This is a genomic window from Ferroplasma sp., from assembly GCF_031200575.1.
Taxonomy (GTDB): Archaea; Thermoplasmatota; Thermoplasmata; order Thermoplasmatales; family Thermoplasmataceae; genus Ferroplasma.
On the sequence record NZ_CP133597.1, the window covers coordinates 696,008 to 715,490 of the forward strand.

17 protein-coding genes, 1 tRNA gene and 1 pseudogene are annotated in these 19,483 nt (G+C 38.2%); 13 read left to right on the plus strand and 6 right to left on the minus strand.

What is annotated here, in order from left to right; all coding sequences use genetic code 11:
• Positions 1-70: 70 nt before the first annotated feature.
• From RE471_RS03925 to RE471_RS03940, 4 genes are all read left to right on the plus strand, one after another.
• Entirely contained in the window at positions 71-658 is a 588-nt protein-coding gene (locus tag RE471_RS03925) for a 50S ribosomal protein L15e (protein WP_309215485.1), read from the plus strand.
• An 8-nt stretch (positions 659-666) separates the two neighbouring features.
• Positions 667-747: transfer RNA gene (locus tag RE471_RS03930), tRNA-Ser, on the plus strand.
• 25 nt (positions 748-772) lie between these two features.
• Positions 773-1,372 carry a hypothetical protein gene (locus tag RE471_RS03935; RefSeq protein WP_309215486.1) on the plus strand — a complete coding sequence of 200 codons (600 nt, stop codon included), beginning with the start codon at positions 773-775 and terminating at the stop codon, positions 1,370-1,372.
• Positions 1,373-1,404: 32 nt separating this feature from the next.
• Positions 1,405-1,863 carry a GNAT family N-acetyltransferase gene (locus tag RE471_RS03940; RefSeq protein WP_309215488.1) on the plus strand — a complete coding sequence of 153 codons (459 nt, stop codon included), beginning with the start codon at positions 1,405-1,407 and terminating at the stop codon, positions 1,861-1,863.
• 163 nt (positions 1,864-2,026) lie between these two features.
• On the opposite strand, the gene RE471_RS03945 is transcribed toward RE471_RS03940, so the two are convergent.
• The 3 genes from RE471_RS03945 to RE471_RS03955 form a co-directional block, all read right to left on the minus strand.
• Entirely contained in the window at positions 2,027-2,647 is a 621-nt protein-coding gene (locus tag RE471_RS03945; protein ID WP_309215489.1) for a hypothetical protein, read from the minus strand.
• A 157-nt stretch (positions 2,648-2,804) separates the two neighbouring features.
• Positions 2,805-3,902, minus strand: a complete 1,098-nt coding sequence (locus RE471_RS03950; protein WP_309215490.1) for an AAA family ATPase — start codon at positions 3,900-3,902, stop codon at positions 2,805-2,807.
• Positions 3,895-4,347: a hypothetical protein gene (locus tag RE471_RS03955; RefSeq protein ID WP_309215491.1), complete on the minus strand. Its 453-nt coding sequence runs from the start codon at positions 4,345-4,347 to the stop codon at positions 3,895-3,897. The genes RE471_RS03950 and RE471_RS03955 overlap by 8 nt, the downstream gene beginning before the upstream one ends.
• A gap of 188 nt (positions 4,348-4,535) precedes the next feature.
• Between RE471_RS03955 and RE471_RS03960 the strand changes: the two genes are divergently transcribed.
• Both RE471_RS03960 and RE471_RS03965 read left to right on the plus strand, forming a co-directional pair.
• Entirely contained in the window at positions 4,536-5,429 is an 894-nt protein-coding gene (locus tag RE471_RS03960) for a hypothetical protein (RefSeq protein ID WP_309215492.1), read from the plus strand.
• A 63-nt stretch (positions 5,430-5,492) separates the two neighbouring features.
• A complete protein-coding gene (locus RE471_RS03965; protein ID WP_309215493.1) occupies positions 5,493-5,990 on the plus strand; it encodes an N-acetyltransferase family protein in 498 nt (165 codons plus the stop codon).
• Positions 5,991-6,002: 12 nt separating this feature from the next.
• Here RE471_RS03965 and RE471_RS03970 read toward each other — a convergent pair whose 3' ends face one another.
• The gene (locus RE471_RS03970; RefSeq protein ID WP_309215494.1) at positions 6,003-7,127 is read right to left on the minus strand and encodes a M20 family metallopeptidase; all 1,125 of its coding nucleotides are present in this window, start codon (positions 7,125-7,127) and stop codon (positions 6,003-6,005) included.
• Positions 7,127-8,209 carry an o-succinylbenzoate synthase gene (gene menC / locus RE471_RS03975; RefSeq protein WP_309215495.1) on the minus strand — a complete coding sequence of 361 codons (1,083 nt, stop codon included), beginning with the start codon at positions 8,207-8,209 and terminating at the stop codon, positions 7,127-7,129. Before menC ends, RE471_RS03970 begins: the two co-directional genes overlap by 1 nt.
• A gap of 347 nt (positions 8,210-8,556) precedes the next feature.
• Here menC and RE471_RS03980 point away from each other — a divergent pair, with 347 nt between their 5' ends.
• The 5 genes and pseudogenes from RE471_RS03980 to otsB all read left to right on the plus strand — a co-directional run bounded on the left by RE471_RS03980 (position 8,557) and on the right by otsB (position 14,906).
• Complete coding sequence (locus tag RE471_RS03980) at positions 8,557-9,903, plus strand: MFS transporter (RefSeq protein WP_309215496.1); 1,347 nt, start codon at positions 8,557-8,559, stop codon at positions 9,901-9,903.
• Positions 9,904-10,018: 115 nt separating this feature from the next.
• A pseudogene (locus RE471_RS03985) lies at positions 10,019-10,904 on the plus strand (DDE-type integrase/transposase/recombinase).
• Between the two features lie 83 nt (positions 10,905-10,987).
• Positions 10,988-12,826 (plus strand): glycoside hydrolase family 15 protein, encoded by a 1,839-nt coding sequence (locus tag RE471_RS03990; RefSeq protein ID WP_309215497.1) that lies wholly within the window; start codon positions 10,988-10,990, stop codon positions 12,824-12,826.
• Between the two features lie 33 nt (positions 12,827-12,859).
• A complete protein-coding gene (locus RE471_RS03995; protein WP_309215498.1) occupies positions 12,860-14,191 on the plus strand; it encodes a trehalose-6-phosphate synthase in 1,332 nt (443 codons plus the stop codon).
• Positions 14,184-14,906 carry a trehalose-phosphatase gene (gene otsB / locus RE471_RS04000; RefSeq protein ID WP_309215499.1) on the plus strand — a complete coding sequence of 241 codons (723 nt, stop codon included), beginning with the start codon at positions 14,184-14,186 and terminating at the stop codon, positions 14,904-14,906. Before RE471_RS03995 ends, otsB begins: the two co-directional genes overlap by 8 nt.
• Before the next feature lie 21 nt (positions 14,907-14,927).
• Here the strand turns inward: otsB and RE471_RS04005 are convergent, their stop codons facing one another.
• A complete protein-coding gene (locus RE471_RS04005; RefSeq protein WP_309215500.1) occupies positions 14,928-15,716 on the minus strand; it encodes a sugar nucleotide-binding protein in 789 nt (262 codons plus the stop codon).
• A 151-nt stretch (positions 15,717-15,867) separates the two neighbouring features.
• Between RE471_RS04005 and RE471_RS04010 the strand changes: the two genes are divergently transcribed.
• Together RE471_RS04010 and RE471_RS04015 are read left to right on the plus strand one after the other, a co-directional pair.
• Positions 15,868-17,043 (plus strand): MFS transporter, encoded by a 1,176-nt coding sequence (locus tag RE471_RS04010; RefSeq protein WP_309215501.1) that lies wholly within the window; start codon positions 15,868-15,870, stop codon positions 17,041-17,043.
• Positions 17,044-17,125: 82 nt separating this feature from the next.
• On the plus strand, positions 17,126-19,480 hold the full coding sequence (locus RE471_RS04015; protein ID WP_309215502.1) for a plasma-membrane proton-efflux P-type ATPase: 2,355 nt from the start codon (positions 17,126-17,128) through the stop codon (positions 19,478-19,480).
• Positions 19,481-19,483: the final 3 nt, after the last annotated feature.

A 19,483-nucleotide genomic window follows, 5' to 3' on the forward strand; every position in this document is an offset into this window, starting at 1 on the left:
TTTTTATGGCATCTGGAATAAAAATCTATAAATATTATTTATAAATAGAGTACCAACTAAAGTGAATAATATGGAAACTTCATACAGTTTAATAAGGGATGAATGGAAACACCTCAAAAAATCAAGCATATACGGTCTTCAAAAGGAAAGAATGATTGGCTGGAGAAGGGGAAATGCCATTGAAAGAGTAGAGCGCCCCACCAGACTTGACAAGGCAAGAAATGTTGGGTACAAGGCAAAGGAAGGATACCTAGTTGTAAGGGCCAGGGTTAGAAGAGGCGGACAGCACAAGCCAAAGATAATGGGTGGCAGAAGACCCAGAAGGCTTGCATATACAAAGATGACTCTTAAAAAGAATATCCAGGTTATAGCAGAGGAGAGGGTTGCAGATAAATACCCTAATACAGAGGTTTTGAACTCCTACTATGTAGGTGAGGATGGGCTTTACAAATACTACGAGGTAATACTGGTAGACAAGGCAACGCCGGCAATATACAATGATCCTAAAATTTCATGGATTGTAGAACCCCAGAATAAGGGAAGGGCATACAGGGGTTTAACATCCGCAGCTTATAAAAACAGGGGACTTGGGCACGGGAGGCTTGGAAGTGATAAAAGCAGGCCATCCATAAGATCCAATGGAAGGCTTCGCAAATAATTTTTAATGCCACGGTGGCCCAGTGGTACGGCGCCAGCCTTGAGAGCTGGTTCCCTTGTGGATCGGGTGTTCGAATCACCCCCGTGGCGTTTATAAGATCTGTTTGGTGATACCATGGATGAACTGGATAAATTGAGGAATAATGCAATAGATTTTCTTTTTAATGTTGATATAATAGAGGATTGTACGTACGTAAGCAGGGATGATTTTGTTCAGGGTGGGCTTGAGTATGACGACCTTGATTACCAGGATATAAATATGCTTTTTACTGTTGATGACTTCACAGTGCTGAATCTTAATGGTGATAGGGCTGACAAACTAATAATAAACTTCAACGGGATACACGGGGATGACCCTGAAAACTTTGATGATAGGGAATTCTATAAAAACAAATACAGGTCTGTTATGGAAAGGGCCAGCAATGTATCCATGATAAATATAATACCACTAAGGACAAAGGAAAAGGAAACATTCCTTAACCTGTTCGAGAGGACAGAATTTAATGGCATTGTTACATTTGACTTTATGATAGAATCACTGTTCAGGACATATATATTACCGGTAATAGACATAATAAAACCCCATGAGGTTCTCGTGCTTGATCCCATGATAAGCGAATCCCTTAAGGCAATAATTGACAAGGACACCAAGTTACAGGAACTTCCAATAAAACTGTATAATGGAATTTCTGAATATATGGAAGAAACCATGTGACCTTGCAGTCAAATTATATATCTATCTGCAATATGATTAACATGCATGTAAGGTTTTATTCGGATAGGGACTTTAGTTCCATATCCATAGTTGAAAAAAAAGCCTTTGGGGAAGGTGCATACAGTAATTATATGCTTAAAATGATGCTCAAAAGCCCTCATAGTTTTACCATGGTTATTGAAGATGGTTCATCTATATATGGATATGCGACAATAGAGCCACTGGACTCAAGATCTGTTGATATAGAAAGTATAGGTATAATTCCAGAACAGCATGGCAGGGGCCTGGGCTCACTTTTGATAGAAGCAATGGAGGCAGAAGCTGCCAGGAGAGGCTACAGAGAGGTATTTCTTGAGGTCAGGGAAAAAAATACGGGTGCCATTAATTTCTATAAGAAACATGGTTATAGCATTTTTGAATTCCTTCCAGGATATTACACAATAAGCTATGAAGGGTCCACAAATGCATACAGGATGAAAAAAATTATATGATAACGAAGAAAAAAGGACAGTCACTTATGTCCCCTATCAATTCCGCCTAATCCGGCCAATTAACTGTTTAAACTCATCCCTGTTTCTCTGTTGCTTAAATACTGCAAGGTCAAAAAAGAGGTATTCTTCCCTTCTCTTTCTATGTACCATAATAATCTAAAACTCATTTCTGAGACTCACTTTCTGTGTTTCTTTTTTCCAGTTCCTTGTCTATTTCATCCACCTTCTGATCCTCTGTTTTTGGCCTTGATGCAGTTCTTTTCAGGAAATTCGTAAGAAGCTGATCCTCTGAAATTGGTGATTCTGCACCTTCGTTGAATCCAAGGTTTTCATTTATTTGTTCCACCTGATCATTGATGGAGTTCAGGTTGCTGTCTGCTATATCCTTTATGCTTGTCAGGGATTTCATATAGGTGGCCTGCTGGTCAGGTGTAATTTTCAGTGCCTGGAATATAACCTCACTGTTTGCTATAAGATCCATTGCCTTGCCAGCATCATTGAACATATCAAGCTGGGATGAAATAGAATCCAGAAGTATGTTGGTTCTGTCAAAATATGTGATAAATGATCTCACATCATTAATCTGCTTTGAGAGTCCATGTTCTATATCTGCATAGTTTCTCTCCTCTGCAGCCTTCCTGCTTTCTTCCAGGGACTGTGCCCTTTTGAGAAGCGCCCTTATGGCCCTCTTTAGGTTCATCTGTAAATCCTTAATTTTTACTTTAGTCTCCTCAAGCTGCTCCTCCTTTGTGAGCTGGTGCTTTTTTTTAGGCAAAATGGACATAATATTTATAGTATTTACCCTGTAATAAACATTTCGGTGTGAAACCAGGCAGCAATTATACAGGGTACTCTTCAAACCTCAGGTTTTATTGCCCCGGGAATAAAATTTTTATAACCATGGAATATTAGGATTTATCGTCATTCTGGATAACCAGGTTTCAGTTGCTCAAAATGTAATCCTGATATTTCTTTAGAAGCCCTATGTCTATTGATGGTTTTATCTGGGATATGACCTCAAGTAGATCCTCTGTTGTAACATCTGCCCTGTTCCCTGTTTTTATTACCTCCATAAACACATTCTGAACGGCCTTCTTGCAGATAAATTCAATGTCTGCACCAGAATACCTTTCTGTTCTGGCTGCGAGCCCATCGTAATCGATTTCACCAAGATGCTTGATTTCAGATAGTTTTAGCTGGAACAATTTTTTTCGGGATTCATAATCAGGGGGTGGAACGTATATCTTGACATCAAACCTTCCAGGCCTCATTATGGCCTCATCTATTCCCCACGGGTTGTTCGTGGCAGCTATTATGAAGATGTTCCTGTCTTTCTGGGATGTGAGCCCACCCACCTCAGTCAGAAGCTGCGATACGCCCCTCCTGGCAGCATCAGATTCTGACCCTGATCTTTTCGGCACCAGTGTATCAATCTCATCGAAGAAAAGTATTGATGGGGAGAGCAGGTAAGCTGCATGGAAAAGCAGGGAAATATTCTTCTCAAACTGGCCGAACCACTGGCTATACAATGTGGATGGGTTTACATTTATAAAATTAGCCTTTACCTCATTGGCTATGGCCTTGACAATAAACGTTTTTCCTGTTCCCGGGGGCCCGTAGAGTAGCATCCCACCACTGAATTCTATATTATATTCCTGTGAAAGCTCTTTGTATCTCATCGGATATATTATTTTTGACATTATCTCGTTCTTTACGTTTTCCAGTCCGGCAACGTCCTGAAAAGTAACCCTGGGTATTTCGGGTGCTTCTATATTTAACTGCTCAAGTATTTTTTTCCCCTCCCCGATTCTATCCTTTTCTACGTATTTGCCTCCTATGGATTCATAGATCTTCTTCAGGCTTTCTGCCTGGTGCAATCTTTTTTCCCTGATTTTTCCGGAGGAATGTGCAGCAATTTCCATTACCTCTTTATAAGCATCTCTGTATAATTTTGCAGCCTCCTCCCTGTTTCCGGAAGATTCCATATCCATGGCCTTCTTAATTAAGGAACTTGCATGGTCAATTCTGTTTTCAGTCATAATACTGCTCCGTATCATCAAAATTTACAGACGTCTCGCTGTAAAGTTTAATATGCTTCCACCCACATGATATATTTTCAAAATTCATTTTAATTATGTAATCATTGGGGAAAATCGCATAGGACGTGAGTTTTATTGCAAATTGTTTTGGAAAGAAGAGGTAATCATGATCCTCACCGGCCTGCCCACTGTAGAATATCATTTTTACGCGGTTTCCGATAATCTGGCTGTAATTTTTTGCGCCAGTTCTTATCTGTGGGTTGAGTGATTCGTTTTCATCTATGAATTTCTTGATCTGCTCAACTTCTCCATTTAAAACGCACCCAACCTTTACCGGATACATCTCCAGAACCTTTTTTGGAACATTGATGTAAACCTTCGATGCAATATCATTCTCAACTTCATGGTCTGATAAACGTATCAACGTCCTGACATTAAGGCTCATAAATCTCCAGAGTTATAATAATATAACATTATTTAAATTTATTTGTAACCGGTCTTTCAGCATATTGGCGGTAAGTAGCATGCGTCAGTTGAAGAAGAAAACTACCTAGCGTAAACAGCGTATTAAACCGGTGACTGGCATACCAACCAATAAGCTTTAATCTAACATACAATTATCTAACCTGTAATATGGAATCATATGAAATTAAAAACATGCCTGTATCCTATTCACGGGGAATAAAAATATCCTTCTGTGCTGTAGCTGATGAGATAACTGAAAATGTTAAAAAATCAGTGGAAAGCATCATAAATATAGCTGAGGAAATAGGATACCCCTATGAGCTTGTTGTATCAACACATGATCCTGTGAAATTTAAATCAGAGAATATAAAATTTATCAATGAAGAATTTTCAACCTATGGAGCTGGAAAACAGCTTGCTTATTTAAGAAGCACTGGCGACTTTCTGATCGTATTTAACCCAAATGTAAGTTACGGGCCGGAAATATCTGATATAATACATAATTTTCTTATTAAATGGGAAAAAAAGGTTGTACTTTCGGATGTCATGATAATCCCTCGGGATCTGCTGGATAAAACCGGAGGGTGGCGTAACCTCAGGGAATACGAGGATATCGACCTACTTGCCAGAATGATAGAAAGCGGAGGAATTGTTGCATTCCCATCTGACCATTTTGATTCCTTGAAATACAGGAAGGCACCAGGTGAGAAAATTTTTAACAGGATTTTAAATTTCAGGGATGCCATAATATCTGCTAACTATAGTTTCAGGGATATTGGAATCCTGCATACAGAGTCACCGTATATTTCCTACACATCATATATGCTTAGCAAATTTTCCAGGGTAAAACCTTTTAAATTTAGCATAAACAACAAAATAATAGTTATGGAAAGTATTATGGAATCCCTTGTTTTAAAAGATTACGAAAATTATATCATACCAGAGTTTATACCCAAACTGAAACTAACCAGAAATGAAATAAAGTATATGGAGAAGAGAAGTGAGCTGTGGAATAAGATAAACAAAAGCATAAGGGGCATAATACAGGAAGTTAATGATTAGGCCATTTATATCCGATCTTAATAAGGTACAAAAAACTAAATAACACTGTTAACTCAGAATTTTATGGATGTTGCCAGAATCTGCAGGATTGCAAATTTATCTGATGCAGGCATAGTTGCAGAAATATGGAATCAGGGTATAGCGGATAGCAATGCAACTCTGGAAACCAAACCAAGAGATGATGAATTCGTAAGGAAATGGTTACTCAACCGGGAAGAAAGATATCCGGTTATGGTGGTGGAGTTATACGGCAAAGTTTCCGGGTGGTTATCTTTTAATCCATTTAGCCAGCGTGAAGCTTATAAATTTGTTGTGGACATCTCAATTTACGTTAAAAGAGATATGAGGGGTACAGGCACCGGCACATTCCTGCTGGACCAGGGAATAATTACAGCGGTAAATAATGGATTCCATAAAATGGTGCTTACAATGATACATGGAAATGAAATAGCAAAAAAACTGTATCTTTCTAGGGGATTTTCCTCAGTGGGCATACTGCATGAGCAGGGAATTATAAATGGGAAATGGGTCGATACTGAAATTATGGAAAAAATATTATAAATACGTCTAATTTCAATTTATGTTTTTCAGGATCAAATACAACAGGGCTGTCCTTTCCGGAATTTTATCTATAAACACATACTCATTTTCAGAGTGTGCCCCATCACCAACGGCACCCAGCCCATCTATAACAGGGCAGTAATAGGAACAGAAGTTTCCATCGCTGCCACCTGCTACCGAGGCCTGAGATATATTAATACCATTTTCAGCTCCCAGTTTTTTTATTCTTTCATATAATTCTTCAGATTCTGCTGTTTTTATCATCGGCGGTCTGAGCGTGTATTCTATTTCCCTTTTTGTTCCCTGAATTTTTACAGGCATGTCTTTGAGTTCCCTTATAACCCTATCCGACTCCTCAGGAATACGGTAGCGTATATCCATGATGCCCTGGCAGAAATCTGGAATAACATTAGACCTGTCTCCACCACTGATAACATCAAGGTTTAATGATGTACCCATATTCTTATCATTCAACTTTATAATTTCAGGAATCATATATGCAAGTTCATATATTGCATTTGCACCACTTTCAGGGTCCAGCCCGGCATGGGATGCTTTTCCGTAAACCTTAACAGTAATAGTTCCAACACCGCTTCTCTCAGTTTTCAATGCCCCATTGAGAGACGGCTCCATTACAAGAGTATATAATGACTTTTTTGCCTCACCTATTATGTTATCTTTTGATGATTTTGATTCAATTTCTTCATCAGAGGTAATCAATAAAACAACAGTATGAAGCAGTTCATTGTTTTTGATAAGTGCTTTCAGTGCATAAATTGTCTGGACTATCCCGGTTTTCATATCAAAAACTCCTGGGCCATAGGCCTTTCCATCAGCTATTCTGAAAGGCCTATTTTTTATAGTTCCTTTAGAGAATACCGTATCATAATGGCATAACAGGAGAACCTGTTTTTCCAGCTTTCCTTTAATGCGCAGACGTAAACCTTTACCGGCGTCAGGGGAGTCAAGAAGTTCAGCGTCGAGCCCGAGCTGCTGTTTTATATACCCCTTCATAAAGGAAGCAAATGCATCCAAACTTTCTTTATCTGTGGAAGGGCTTTCTATTTCAATAATAGATTTCAGGTCTGAAATGATGTCATCTTTTTGTTTCTCGAAATATTCTATTACGTTGTCCATTATAAAACACCCTCCTCTACTGTATACTTTATTAAATATTCATTATCAATTTCTACTCCTATGCCATTGCCTTCATTTGGTTTTATGGTTCCATCAACCATCCTGAATGGATTTTTCACAATATCATGTGTAAAATACTTATCGTTTGGTGATGTGTCTCCGGGATAGTTGATATCCTCAAGTGATGCCACAGAGACGTTAAATGCCCTTCCAATTCCGGTTTCAAGCATTCCACCAATCCAAACATGCCCATTGAAGGATTTTACAATATTCATTACTTTCAAGGAATTTTCGATACCGCCCAAACGGCCTTCCTTGATATTTATAACCCTGCAGGCTCCCATTTCAAATGCTTTCTGTGCCTTTTCTGGAGATGTTATTGATTCATCAAGGCATATTGGTGTTGACATTTCCTTTGCCAGCCTTGAATGGTAAATAATATCGTCATGGTAAAGTGGCTGTTCCAGATACACCAGATCATATCTGTCTATTTTCTTAACAAGGCCAAAATCCTTTTCAGTGTAGTCACTGTTCGCATCAGCACTAAGCACTATTTCCGGGAAGCTATCACGAACGGCACTTAGAATTTCCACCTCTTTTCCCTTCATAATTTTTACTTTTATTCTCTTATATCCTCTGTCCAGTGCATCCTGTATTTTTTTGAGTGTTATATTGATGTCATCCATGCCCAGGGAGATGCCCACATCTGCATAGCCCCTGGTTTTACCCATATATTTACTTAGGGGTCTACCGTCCAGTTTTGCATAATAATCATACAGAAGCATCTCCATAGCAGCCTTTGCCATATTGTTTCCCTTTATAAACTTCGATTTAGTGTTGAATTCCCCGGGATCAGGAAGTTCTTTTACAATAGGTGCAAGATAATTTTTAATGATATGGAAAGCCGTATAATTGTCCTCTGGACCATAAAACGGGTTTTCATCGGTAACGCATTCAGAATATGCTGTAATGCCATTATTTTCAAGAATAAATACATAAACATCCTTGTCCCTATCTGTTCCAAAACTTGTTGTAAAGGGGCTTATCAGTGGCATTTTAAGTTTTTTATAGCTTAATTTCATATGTTTGTAACACATTTTATTATAAATAAGTTTGTGAATCATTATAGTATTGATTTTATTCATAACCTGTTAACACAACAATTCCCATGTATTTGAAGAATGACTTGGTATTTAAATGTAAATCGGATGTGTGGAGCTATGAGAAGGATATAGTATTAGATAATTACGAACTTTCCTGAGTTAATAAAAGGAGATAAATTATGCAATTAATCTTCATATAGGGGGTTAGTTTATCCAATAGTATCGCTCAGGATTTTTATACTTATTATTTTCATATAACGATAAACTAAGGCAATTTATTCATTTTTAATTCAACATATTTAAATATCGTTATTTATTACTTCTCTATGAAAGGACAAAGATGGGTTGTGGATGCGTTAACCTTTCTTCTTTTTGGTTTTCTGTTGTTTGAGTTAATTAAAACAGCAGTACTAATGCCAACAATAAGTAAGCAACTGCATCTGTCGTTATATCAAACAGGTTTGCTATTAGGTATATTTGCTGGCGGGCCAGGCATTATCATGGGTTTTGTAGGGGGAAACATAGTTGACAAGATTGGAGCCCGATATGGAGGGCTATTCCCATTAATAGCATTCACTGTGGTAACAGTTGGTATTGGTTTGTCCTCCACATACCTCGAACTTGCTTCAGCAATTATAATCTTTGGTGTTTTCGAGTCTTTCACGAATACGGTAGTGTATAAATTGACTGGAAATTGGTTTGGCAAACATGAGAGAGGGCTTGGCGCTGGAGTAACAAACTCCGCATCACCCTTTTTTACTTTCCTGGCACCCGCGGTTGCGATACCGCTACTATTATTTTTCCATAATAACTTTCATGACGTTTTCCTGCTGTTTGCTCTATTTTCAATTCCATTAATTATACTATGGATAATTTTCATCTACGATAGGCCAGAACAGTCAAGATTCATAACAATGGGGGAACTGCAAACTATTTACAAGGATGAAATGCAATCCGGGTTAATATCTCAGGAAGATCTTGATATAGCAATAAAAAAACACATCCCACTAGATTCAATAAATAAAAAGATAAAGGGGTCCAATTCTATAACATTTAAGCAGGCTTTCGAATATCTATTTAGCAGTAAGGAAAATCTTGGGCTAATTCTTGGAATAGGTGTTATGAATCTCGTATGGGCTAGCTACTCCGAAGTATTACCCACATATTTTTCTGACTATCTATTATACTCAACATCAACCCTTGGACTTTTTACAACCATAACATATTTTTCCGGATTCCTCGGCGCTGTGGTAAGCGGTATACTGACAATGAGATATAATAAATTGCTAATAATGAAAATAGGAGTTATTGTCAGTCTTATAGCGACAATACCACTTACTTTCATAGATCCAGGGGTGTCATCAGATATAATATTGCCTATAACAGCTATAGGGTTTTTTGGTATACTGCTATACTTCCCACCATTCTTCTCTTATACAGCTGAATATTTTGGGAAAGCTGTTTTAGGACGGGCACTCGGATTACAATACAGTTTTATTGCACTTGCATTAGCTTTTGGACCCACCATCATGCTTGATCTTGCCGGAATTTCGTCATGGAAAATCTCGTACCTATTTGATACTATTATGGTGGTAGTGGCTATTATTCTCACATTCACTGTAAAAGAAACCGCTAAAATGAGAGAACTAAAAGCAAAGCTCGAGGCCGAATAAAACAATTCCCCAATATTTTTGTACAAATTTAAACATATAACTTACTTTTATGTTATCCCGAATTGAGTTCCTATTTAAAGACCATTTAAATATAGATAGAAATGGTCAACCCAGGGTGAAGTTAAACAATAAGAAATTAAAATACATAATAAATCAGAAAAAGAAAGGAGTATCATCTGCTGAATTAGCAACAATATACAGGGTAAGTACAGGATATATCAACAGGGTCTATTACAATTACATCAACTACGGTAAAACAGAATTATACATTCCTGGAAGGAAGACAAAGGCAATAGATGAATATACTGAGGAACTCATAATAGGTATAAGAAATACCCATCCATTGTCAGGGCCTATGGCAATAGAGAACTACCTTATTGAATCAGGAATTAAAGTATCCCAATATTATATACATGGTATTGTTTAAATATAATACGGTAGGCCAGAGCATGAACGGGAAAAAGCAGAGGAAGTATGTAAAGCATGAGAGGAAGCACAGCAACACACTATGGCATATTGACTTGTCTAAGTACATTGATGATGAGAAGTTAATCATCATAGAGGATGATGCTTCAAGGGTCATAGTGGGATTTGGAGTATATGAAGAGGAAACAATAGACAATACAATAGAGGTATTAGTGCATGCAATAGAATTATACGGCAAGCCATTAGAAATATTAACAGACCGTGGTACACAGTTCTTTTCGAATGGAAAGAATGGCATGCCTGGAGACCATAATAAGTTCCAGAAATACCTTGATAACAATGGAATAAAGCATATATTAGCAAGAGTGGACCATCCACAGACAAATGGAAAATTAGATAGGTTGAATGGTACAGTAAAGCCATTGAAGCCTTACTTCTCCACATGGGAGGAGGCAATATATTACTATAATTATAGTAGAAGGCATATGTCTTTATCCATAGATGGAAGGCCGGTTGTAACACCTGCCATGGCATATGAAGAAAAGGGAGGTAAGTTAAATGTTAAGGAACAATAAGAATATATGGGAACTAATTACAGGATATCATAATTTATTGCGTACTTCAAAAACTCTTTATATATTATAATGCTTTATTTTCAATGGGTTCATACAGAGGTTTACATAATATAAAAAATACATACAGTTCAGATTACCTAAAAATAAAAGATCACGGATTTATCGTCAATAACAGAACCGCTGCCCTGGTGGGATTGGATGGCACCATAGACTGGGCATGTTTTCCAGATTTTAACTCAAACCCAGTTTTTGACTCTATTCTGGATGCACATAAGGGCGGGTACCTTAAAACAAAGCCGATCTCTGCATGCAACGTGAATCAGTATTATGAGGAATTTACCAATATACTTATTACTGAATTCATAAATTCCAATAAAGTAGTTCTAAGGCTTACAGATTTTCTCCCGGTTTCAGTATACAGTACCATAAATTTCCCGGAAATACATAGATTCATTGAAGCTCCAAATTCTGATATTGATATTGCTGTAGATTTAAAGCCAGATTTTAACTTCGGCGTAGATCACATAAAAATACATGAGAATAGATATGGATACCTTTTTTCATCAAAGGGTAAAACGTTGGGAATTTCCACAAATTTGAAACTTATAAAAGGAAAGAGCAACGTTTATAATAATTTAACCCTGAAGAAAGGGACATACCAGTGGATGGTAATATTGAGCGGTGTCAGGCAAATAGGCAACGTTGAACAGTACAGTTCATATGACAGACTTGAGGAAAGCCGGAATTACTGGAGGTCATGGACAGGTAAAATAAATTACAGCGGGCTTTATTACGACTATGTACTGAGATCAGCACTTACGCTAAAAGGTCTTTTCTATGAGCCAACAGGGATGATGGTCGCGGCCCCCACTACCAGCTTGCCTGAAATAATCGGCGGTGAGCGGAACTGGGATTACCGTTATACGTGGATACGTGATACGGCATATGTAATAGAATCCCTATCTCTTATCGGTCTGAAAGATGAGGCTTCAAAATTTCTTTACGACTTAATGGCAATTGTCCAGAAAGATTCACGGGTTAGGACCATATATCAGATTAATTCCATGGATGATACCAATGAAATGGAAATAAATTTTTCAGGATATATGGATTCACGCCCTGTAAGAATAGGAAATAAAGCCTCAGATCAGCTACAGATAGACCAGTATGGCTCAATTGTAGATGCAGTGTTCCGGTTTTATGAGGCAGGTGGCCTGGTTACAACGTATCTGTGGGATTTTATTATAGAAATACTGGGCACTTTAAAGAATATGTGGCACCTTCCAGATTCCAGCATATGGGAATTCAGATCAGAACCGAAACATTACCTCTATTCTAAATTTATTTCATGGACAGCATTCCACAGGGCCATTCTCATGGGAAAGTCACTTGGTTACAGTGCTCCCTACCGTGAATGGATGAGAGTCAGAAGGGAAATCAGGTCTGAGATCATGGAGAAGGGATATAATCCGGATGTAAATGCATTCACACAGTATTACGGCAGTGATGAGGTAGATGGGTCAATTTTAAGAATGCCCCTGACCGGATTTATAAAAGCCACCGACCCGAAATTCATCTCAACCATGGAAAAAGTTGAGAAAGAACTAAGGAATGAGGATGGCATTTTTATCAGGTACAAAAATGATGATGGTTTGAAGGGAAAGGACAATGGATTTCTTTTGCTTTCCTTCTGGTACATCGAGGATTTAATCCTTATGGGCCGTTTAAAGGATGCAAAGCAAACTTTTGAAAATTTACTATCATACTCCAACCATCTTATGCTGTTTTCAGAAGAATTAAATTTCACCGATAGCAGTGAAATGCTGGGAAACTTTCCGCAGGCAATTACACACCTTGGCGTTATAAGAGCCGCTGTTAAATTGAACAGGGCTATGAGGAAAAAAGGGGTCAAAATTCAATAAATAAGCTTTTTAAATATCAGGTATTATATTTTCATGGATCGGCTTCTTATTGTTACCAGCAGGGCACCATTTTCATACCGGTCCCAGGGAGGGAAAGATATCAGGGTACCAAACGTGGGAGGTGTAGCAACTGCAATGGATAGTGTTCTTAAAAAGTATGGCGGAACCTGGATCTGCTGGGGTGATAGTAAAAATGACCTGGAACATAAGGAGGAGGATGTAGGGAGGTATACCATCAGGCGTATATACCTGACCGCCAGGGAGAAACTAGGATTTTACAACAGCTATTCAAACAGGGTATTATGGCCACTTTTTCATTATTTCAGGAATAATATACAGATGGATGACACCGGTTTCAAATATTATTATATTGCTAATGAAAAATTTGCAAGGGCCATTATGGAAAAAGTTGATGGTAAAACAACCATCTGGGTCCACGATTACCAGCTAATGATGGTACCGTCAATACTTCGCAATATGGGAGTAAATAATAATATCATTTTTTCCTGGCATATCCCCTGGGTATCGCCAGAGTTTTTCAGCATTATCCCTGAGGGCAAATTCCTGGCAAGGAGTGTGTCAAAGGCAAATATGGTAACATTTCATACCCGTCTTTATGAAAAAAATTTCCGCAATACACTGAAATATAGTAATATTAAGCTTGTAAGCCATCTAAGGACGCTTTCTGTACCACTGGGCATAGATACAAAAATTTACACCCCGCTGACAGGAAAACACGGATTGCACCATACTAAAAGGGTCCCCATCATATTTTCAATAGACAGGATGGATTACACCAAAGGTCTCATTCAGAGGGTCAGGGCCATAGACAAGGTATTAAGCTACAGAAATGATCTCTCGGGGAAATTTGTATATCTGATGAACGTAACTCCCAGCAGGGCCGGCATTCCGGAATATGATGATATCAAAAATCACCTGGAGATGGAGATTGGAAGGGTTAACGGTCTTTACAGCACGGCCACATGGATACCCATAGTATATATGTACCGCAAGATACCCTTCAAATCGCTTTTAAATCTTTATTCAAGTGCTGATATTGCACTTATTACCCCTCTTGTTGATGGGCTTAATCTTGTGAGCAAGGAGTTTGTGGCAACAACAAGAAAGGGGATACTTATACTCTCAAAGTTCGCCGGTGCTGCAGATGGGTTAAAGGGGGCATTAATCGTGAATCCCAATAATATAAATGAGCTGGCTAATTCTATAGTACGTGCCCTTGAGATGGGCAGTGATGAGCGTAGATTGAGGCTTGAAAAGATGAAGAAACATATACTTTCCAGAAATAGCAACTGGTGGTACAGAAGAATTATAAATGCTGCTGATAGTAATTATGGTAATGAATGAAAATAAACTCTTTGAAATTGCCAGGGACATGAAATACATTGTTCCACAGATTTTCCTGGATTATGATGGGACACTTGTTCCCATAGTAAAGGATCCAGAGCTTAACCAGGCCGATGGAGAGTTGATGAACCTGCTCTCGTCATTTGCTCGTGTATACGAAACTTATATAGTCACTGGAAGGGATTTAAAGGAAATAAGTAATTTTATCGGTGAATATAATATAATCGGGCTTCATGGCGCCATATTCCATATAAATGGAGAAACACTTGCCCTCCCGGGTTTTCAAAAATATGAAGAGATCTCAATGAAGATTTATAGGGAAAGTTATAACATGGTGGATAAATTTCAGGGACTCAGAATCTACAGAAAATCTGGCGGTGTGTTATTCCACACCGGGAATATTACAGACAAATGCACCATAAAATCACTAAAAGAAGCAGTCAAATCAATTGCCCTGCGATATAATATGGAGCTGTACACCGGCATAGACATCATAGAATTGAGAATACCCGGCGTCAATAAGGGCAGTGCAATTAAAATGGTAAGAAATGTAGACAGGCAGGCAATCATTATAGGTGATGATGCCACGGATGAGGATGCCTTCAAATTGAATCCAGATGCTATAACAGTGAAGGTGGGGCATCAGAGTACAGTTGCCAGATACAGTATATGCTATTCCTCGGTAAGACCATTTTTGCGGGCACTTCTCAAATAATTCACCTGGCCCCCGAACGCTTTATCTCACAAAATTAAGAAAATCTATATCCTCCAATCCTGTAAACTTGATTTTGTACATTTTTCTGATCCTGGATGAGTCCATGGAGTAATTCAGGTCACCACCGTTTTTAACCCCTTTAAATGGGCATTCATCATCATGTATGGAATTGTAAAGATGTTTCCCGAACTGGTACAATGTTATTGCATCATCACCGGCCACATTAATGATATCCCTGTCAATATTATCCATGGATCTCTCTACTATCATGGATAGGTCAGAGTTCAGTACTGGATTTAATATTACCTGGTTATCAAGTTTCAACGGGATATTTCCCCGTATGGCAGTAAGTATGTCTGTATATATGTTATATGTGCATTTTCCGTACACCATGCCACTTCTTATAATGATATAATGTTCATTATCTTTTACAAGTTTTTCTGATTTCAGCATTATTTTTCCAAATTCTGTTTCCGGAACTGTAATTGATTTCTCTGTTTTCGGTTCGGGCGACGAAGCGTACACCATCTGGGTTGAGATCAGTATCTTCTTTCCATTACTGAACCTGGAATTTATAATTTCCTGAATCCTGTCCAACATATTCATATAAACCCTGTTAGGTGAATAAAATGGTACATTGAAGTTATTTATTATATAATCAAAATTGTCGGGGAGTGCCATAATTGATTCTAAATAATTTTCAAATCCCTCTCTGGGAAAAAGCAGGTGGATTTTATATATATCGCTAAAGTCCTTTGCAAATCTAAAACCGAAACTCTCATCTCCGTCCAGAAGAAGAATATTCTTCATATTCAGAAATTCCATTCATACATATAAGCATATATATAATTTATTGATAAACATTTTATTAAAATATAATTTTCAGATAAATATTTATATATTATTCTGTAATATCCTTAAACAGGTATTCATGGAAAAGAAAAATATTAGTTTCATTTATATGGCAATTACAGTAATAATAATGACATTTTCGATGAGGGCAACAAACAATATGATAATCACCACTGTGCCACTTCTTGCAAAAATCGATCTTGGTTTTTCAAGATTTCTTGTGGGAATAATATCTGCAGTAATATATCTGTTTACCTTCACCGTAACATTTTACATAAACCCCAGGCTCAACTCTACAATCAGGAGAAAACTGTTCATAGGTGCCAATGTGGCAATCCTGGTGGCGCTGGTTGGTTATTATTTTGCTGATGGCATAACTGTATGGATAATTTCGGCACTGGCGGGACTTGCCTACGGTATTATGATGCCGAACCTCATAACCTCTTCATCGCTTCTGAAAGATCAGAGAGATCGTGAAAGATTAATCTCGCTTTATTCAGTTGGGCTAAGTCTCAGCCTTATTTTAGGCCCAACCATAGAGGATTATATACTCACTTTTGTAAGCTACAGGGACGTCTTCCTGTTCTTTATACCTGTTGTTGTTGCAGGCCTGATAGTCTCTACAATGATAAAATTCCCAAATACAAAGAATGAAACAAGGGCAAACGTCATGAAAAATGATGGACTCAGGGCAAGTATTCTCACTATAACAACATATAACGTCCCATTTGCTGCGTTGAGCATCTTTCTGACACTTTATGCAATATCCAAATTCCATGTTTCAGGGGCAGTTGCTTATTCTCCATATATCTATTTCTTTTCCGTCTCATTCCTTACCAGAATTGCGCTTACCGTGCACCCCTTAAAACATATAAAGATACCTCTTATTATTTCCATAATAATTACAGGGTTTGCCCTTACAATGTTTCCATTTCTTTCAACATTTACAGATTTTCTGCTTCTAATGATGCTGCTTGGTATTCCACATGGGTCAATATTTCCCATGTCCACTATTATGATTGCAAGAGGAACAACTGTAGAACAGAGAAGCGCAGCGAATTCATACTTTATGGCATATAATAATATCCTTTTTATGATAATTCCACTGGTATTCGGCTATATAGTTGGATTCATAGGATATGACTATTCATTCTTCATACTCATAATACCTGTTATCGCATCGGCCATATATCTTTTCAAAATATATGGAAATAATTCTACAATATTCATTTCTAATCTTAAGCATCAACAGAAGGTATCGGTGGAGGACAGGCAGAAAGCATAATTTAAATAGCCAGGGATTTTACTGAAAATTATTATAATTTTAAATAAATTTATATTTTATATGAACATTAATTAATGATTTTATGAATGAACCTGATAGCAGCACCCTTGAATCAGCATTTAAGCAGTTAAACACATCACCGGATGGGCTCACCACCCAAGAGGCAGAAAACAGGATAAAGAAATATGGGTACAATGAGGTTGCCGAAAAAAAACAGAGTAATATCCTGAAATTCCTGAAAAAATTCTGGGCTCCAATTCCATGGATGCTGGAAGTTACAATTATAATAACATTTTTCCTTCACAAATATGATGATACGCTTATAATACTGTTCCTGGTCATATTCAACGGAGTTATATCATATACACAGGAGTCAAAGGCCGATAATGCTGTTGAGTTGCTGAAGAAAAAACTCTCAGTCCAGGCAAGGGTTTTGCGTGATAAAAAATGGGTGGCCATGCCTGCAAGGCTTCTTGTTCCGGGGGATGTTGTCCATCTCAGGCTGGGCGATGTTATACCGGCTGATATAAAAATCATGGATAATGAGCTGGAAATCGACCAGTCTGCATTGACAGGGGAATCTCTTTCAGTTACAAGGAAGAAAGATGGGACAGTCTATTCCAGTTCCATAGTTAAACGGGGTGAGGCCAATGGCCTGGTTATATCAACCGGTGCAAAAACCTACTTCGGAAAAACCACGGAACTTGTTGAAACCGCAAAAATAAAATCACATATAGAAGAACTTATAATGAGCATAGTAAAGGACCTGATAACCATAGATGTGATACTTGTTATTGCACTGATATTCTATTCCATATATGCTGGCGTAAGCCTCACAGATGTTATACCCTTTGCCCTTGTAGTACTTATAGCATCAATTCCTGTTGCACTTCCTGCTACATTCACAATTGCCATGGCACTTGGCGCACTGCATATGTCCAGGCGTGGTGAAATAGTCACAAGGCTTTCTGCCATAGAGGATGCTGCATCCATGGACACGCTGTGCATGGATAAGACGGGAACAATAACAGAGGACAAGCTGACTCTCCGTGAACCGAAGGTTTACTCAGGAGACAAGGCAGGACTCATACTCTACGCATCATATGCGTCGGAGAGGGAGAGCGAGGACCCTATAGACAATGCTATTCTGGATTATGCCGAAACAACCTCTATAAAGCCCGATTATTCCATTAGAACGAAATTCGTACCATTTGACCCTGCTATTAAGAGAACAGAAGCTGTAATACAGGAAAATGGGGTCCTGACAAGAATAATTAAGGGTGCGCCCCAGGTGGTAGCAGGGCTTTCAGAGAATGTCCCGGATTCTTATACTGACGACGTGAAATATTTTTCGTCACAGGGTTTCAGGATTATTGCCATTGCGGCTGGAACTGATAAGCTTGAAATAAAAGGGATAATACCATTATACGATCCACCCAGGAAGGATTCAAAAATGCTTATTTCCGAACTCAAGGAAATAAATGTGTCACCGGTAATGATAACCGGGGATAACAGGCTTATTGCAGAGGAGGTTGCGGGTGAAATCGGGCTTGACAGGAAATTATGCGATGCTACCAGTGCAAGGAATAATGCGGTTTCATCATCAGACTGCTCTGTGTTTGCCGAGGTATTTCCTGAGGATAAATATTATATTGTTAAGGCACTGCAGAAGACCGGCCACATCGTTGGAATGACAGGAGATGGTGTAAACGATTCCCCCGCCCTGAAGCAGGCAGAATTCGGTGTTGCTGTCTCATCAGCTACCGATGTGGCGAAAGCCTCAGCGAGCGTTGTTTTAACCCATCCCGGCCTTACAGATATAGTTGATGGAATAAAATCAGGGAGGAGAATTTACCAGAGAATGCTGACGTACACCCTGAATAAAATTATGAAGACAATTCAGGTTGCATTCTTTCTCACTCTATCATTCTTTGTTGTGCGATTCTTTGTTACAACCCCCTTTGATGTCATACTTTTGATATTTGCAAATGATTTTGTGACCATGTCGATTGCAACTGATAATGTAGGTTATTCACTAAAGCCAGAACAATGGAAAGTTAGGTCTCTTATCTCTTCATCCGTTATACTCTCATCAATGCTTGTTATAGAGGGATTCATATTCCTTTATATTGGGATGTACTCACATCTGGGAATAAATCAGCTGCATACATTTATCTTCGATATGCTTGTCTTTTCCGGGCAGTTCACCGTGTATATGGTAAGGGAAAGAAAGCGGTTCTTTAGTTCCAGGCCATCCAATATTTTACTGATCTCCAGCATTCTGGATATACTTGTAATTTCATTGCTATCATACTACGGAATACTTGTCACTGCCATTCCAGCAGAATTTATTGTTATAAGTATAGCAGTGACCTTTATCTGGATGGTATTCATGGATTCCATCAAGAATATAGTTTTCAGGCATTATAAAATATAATTA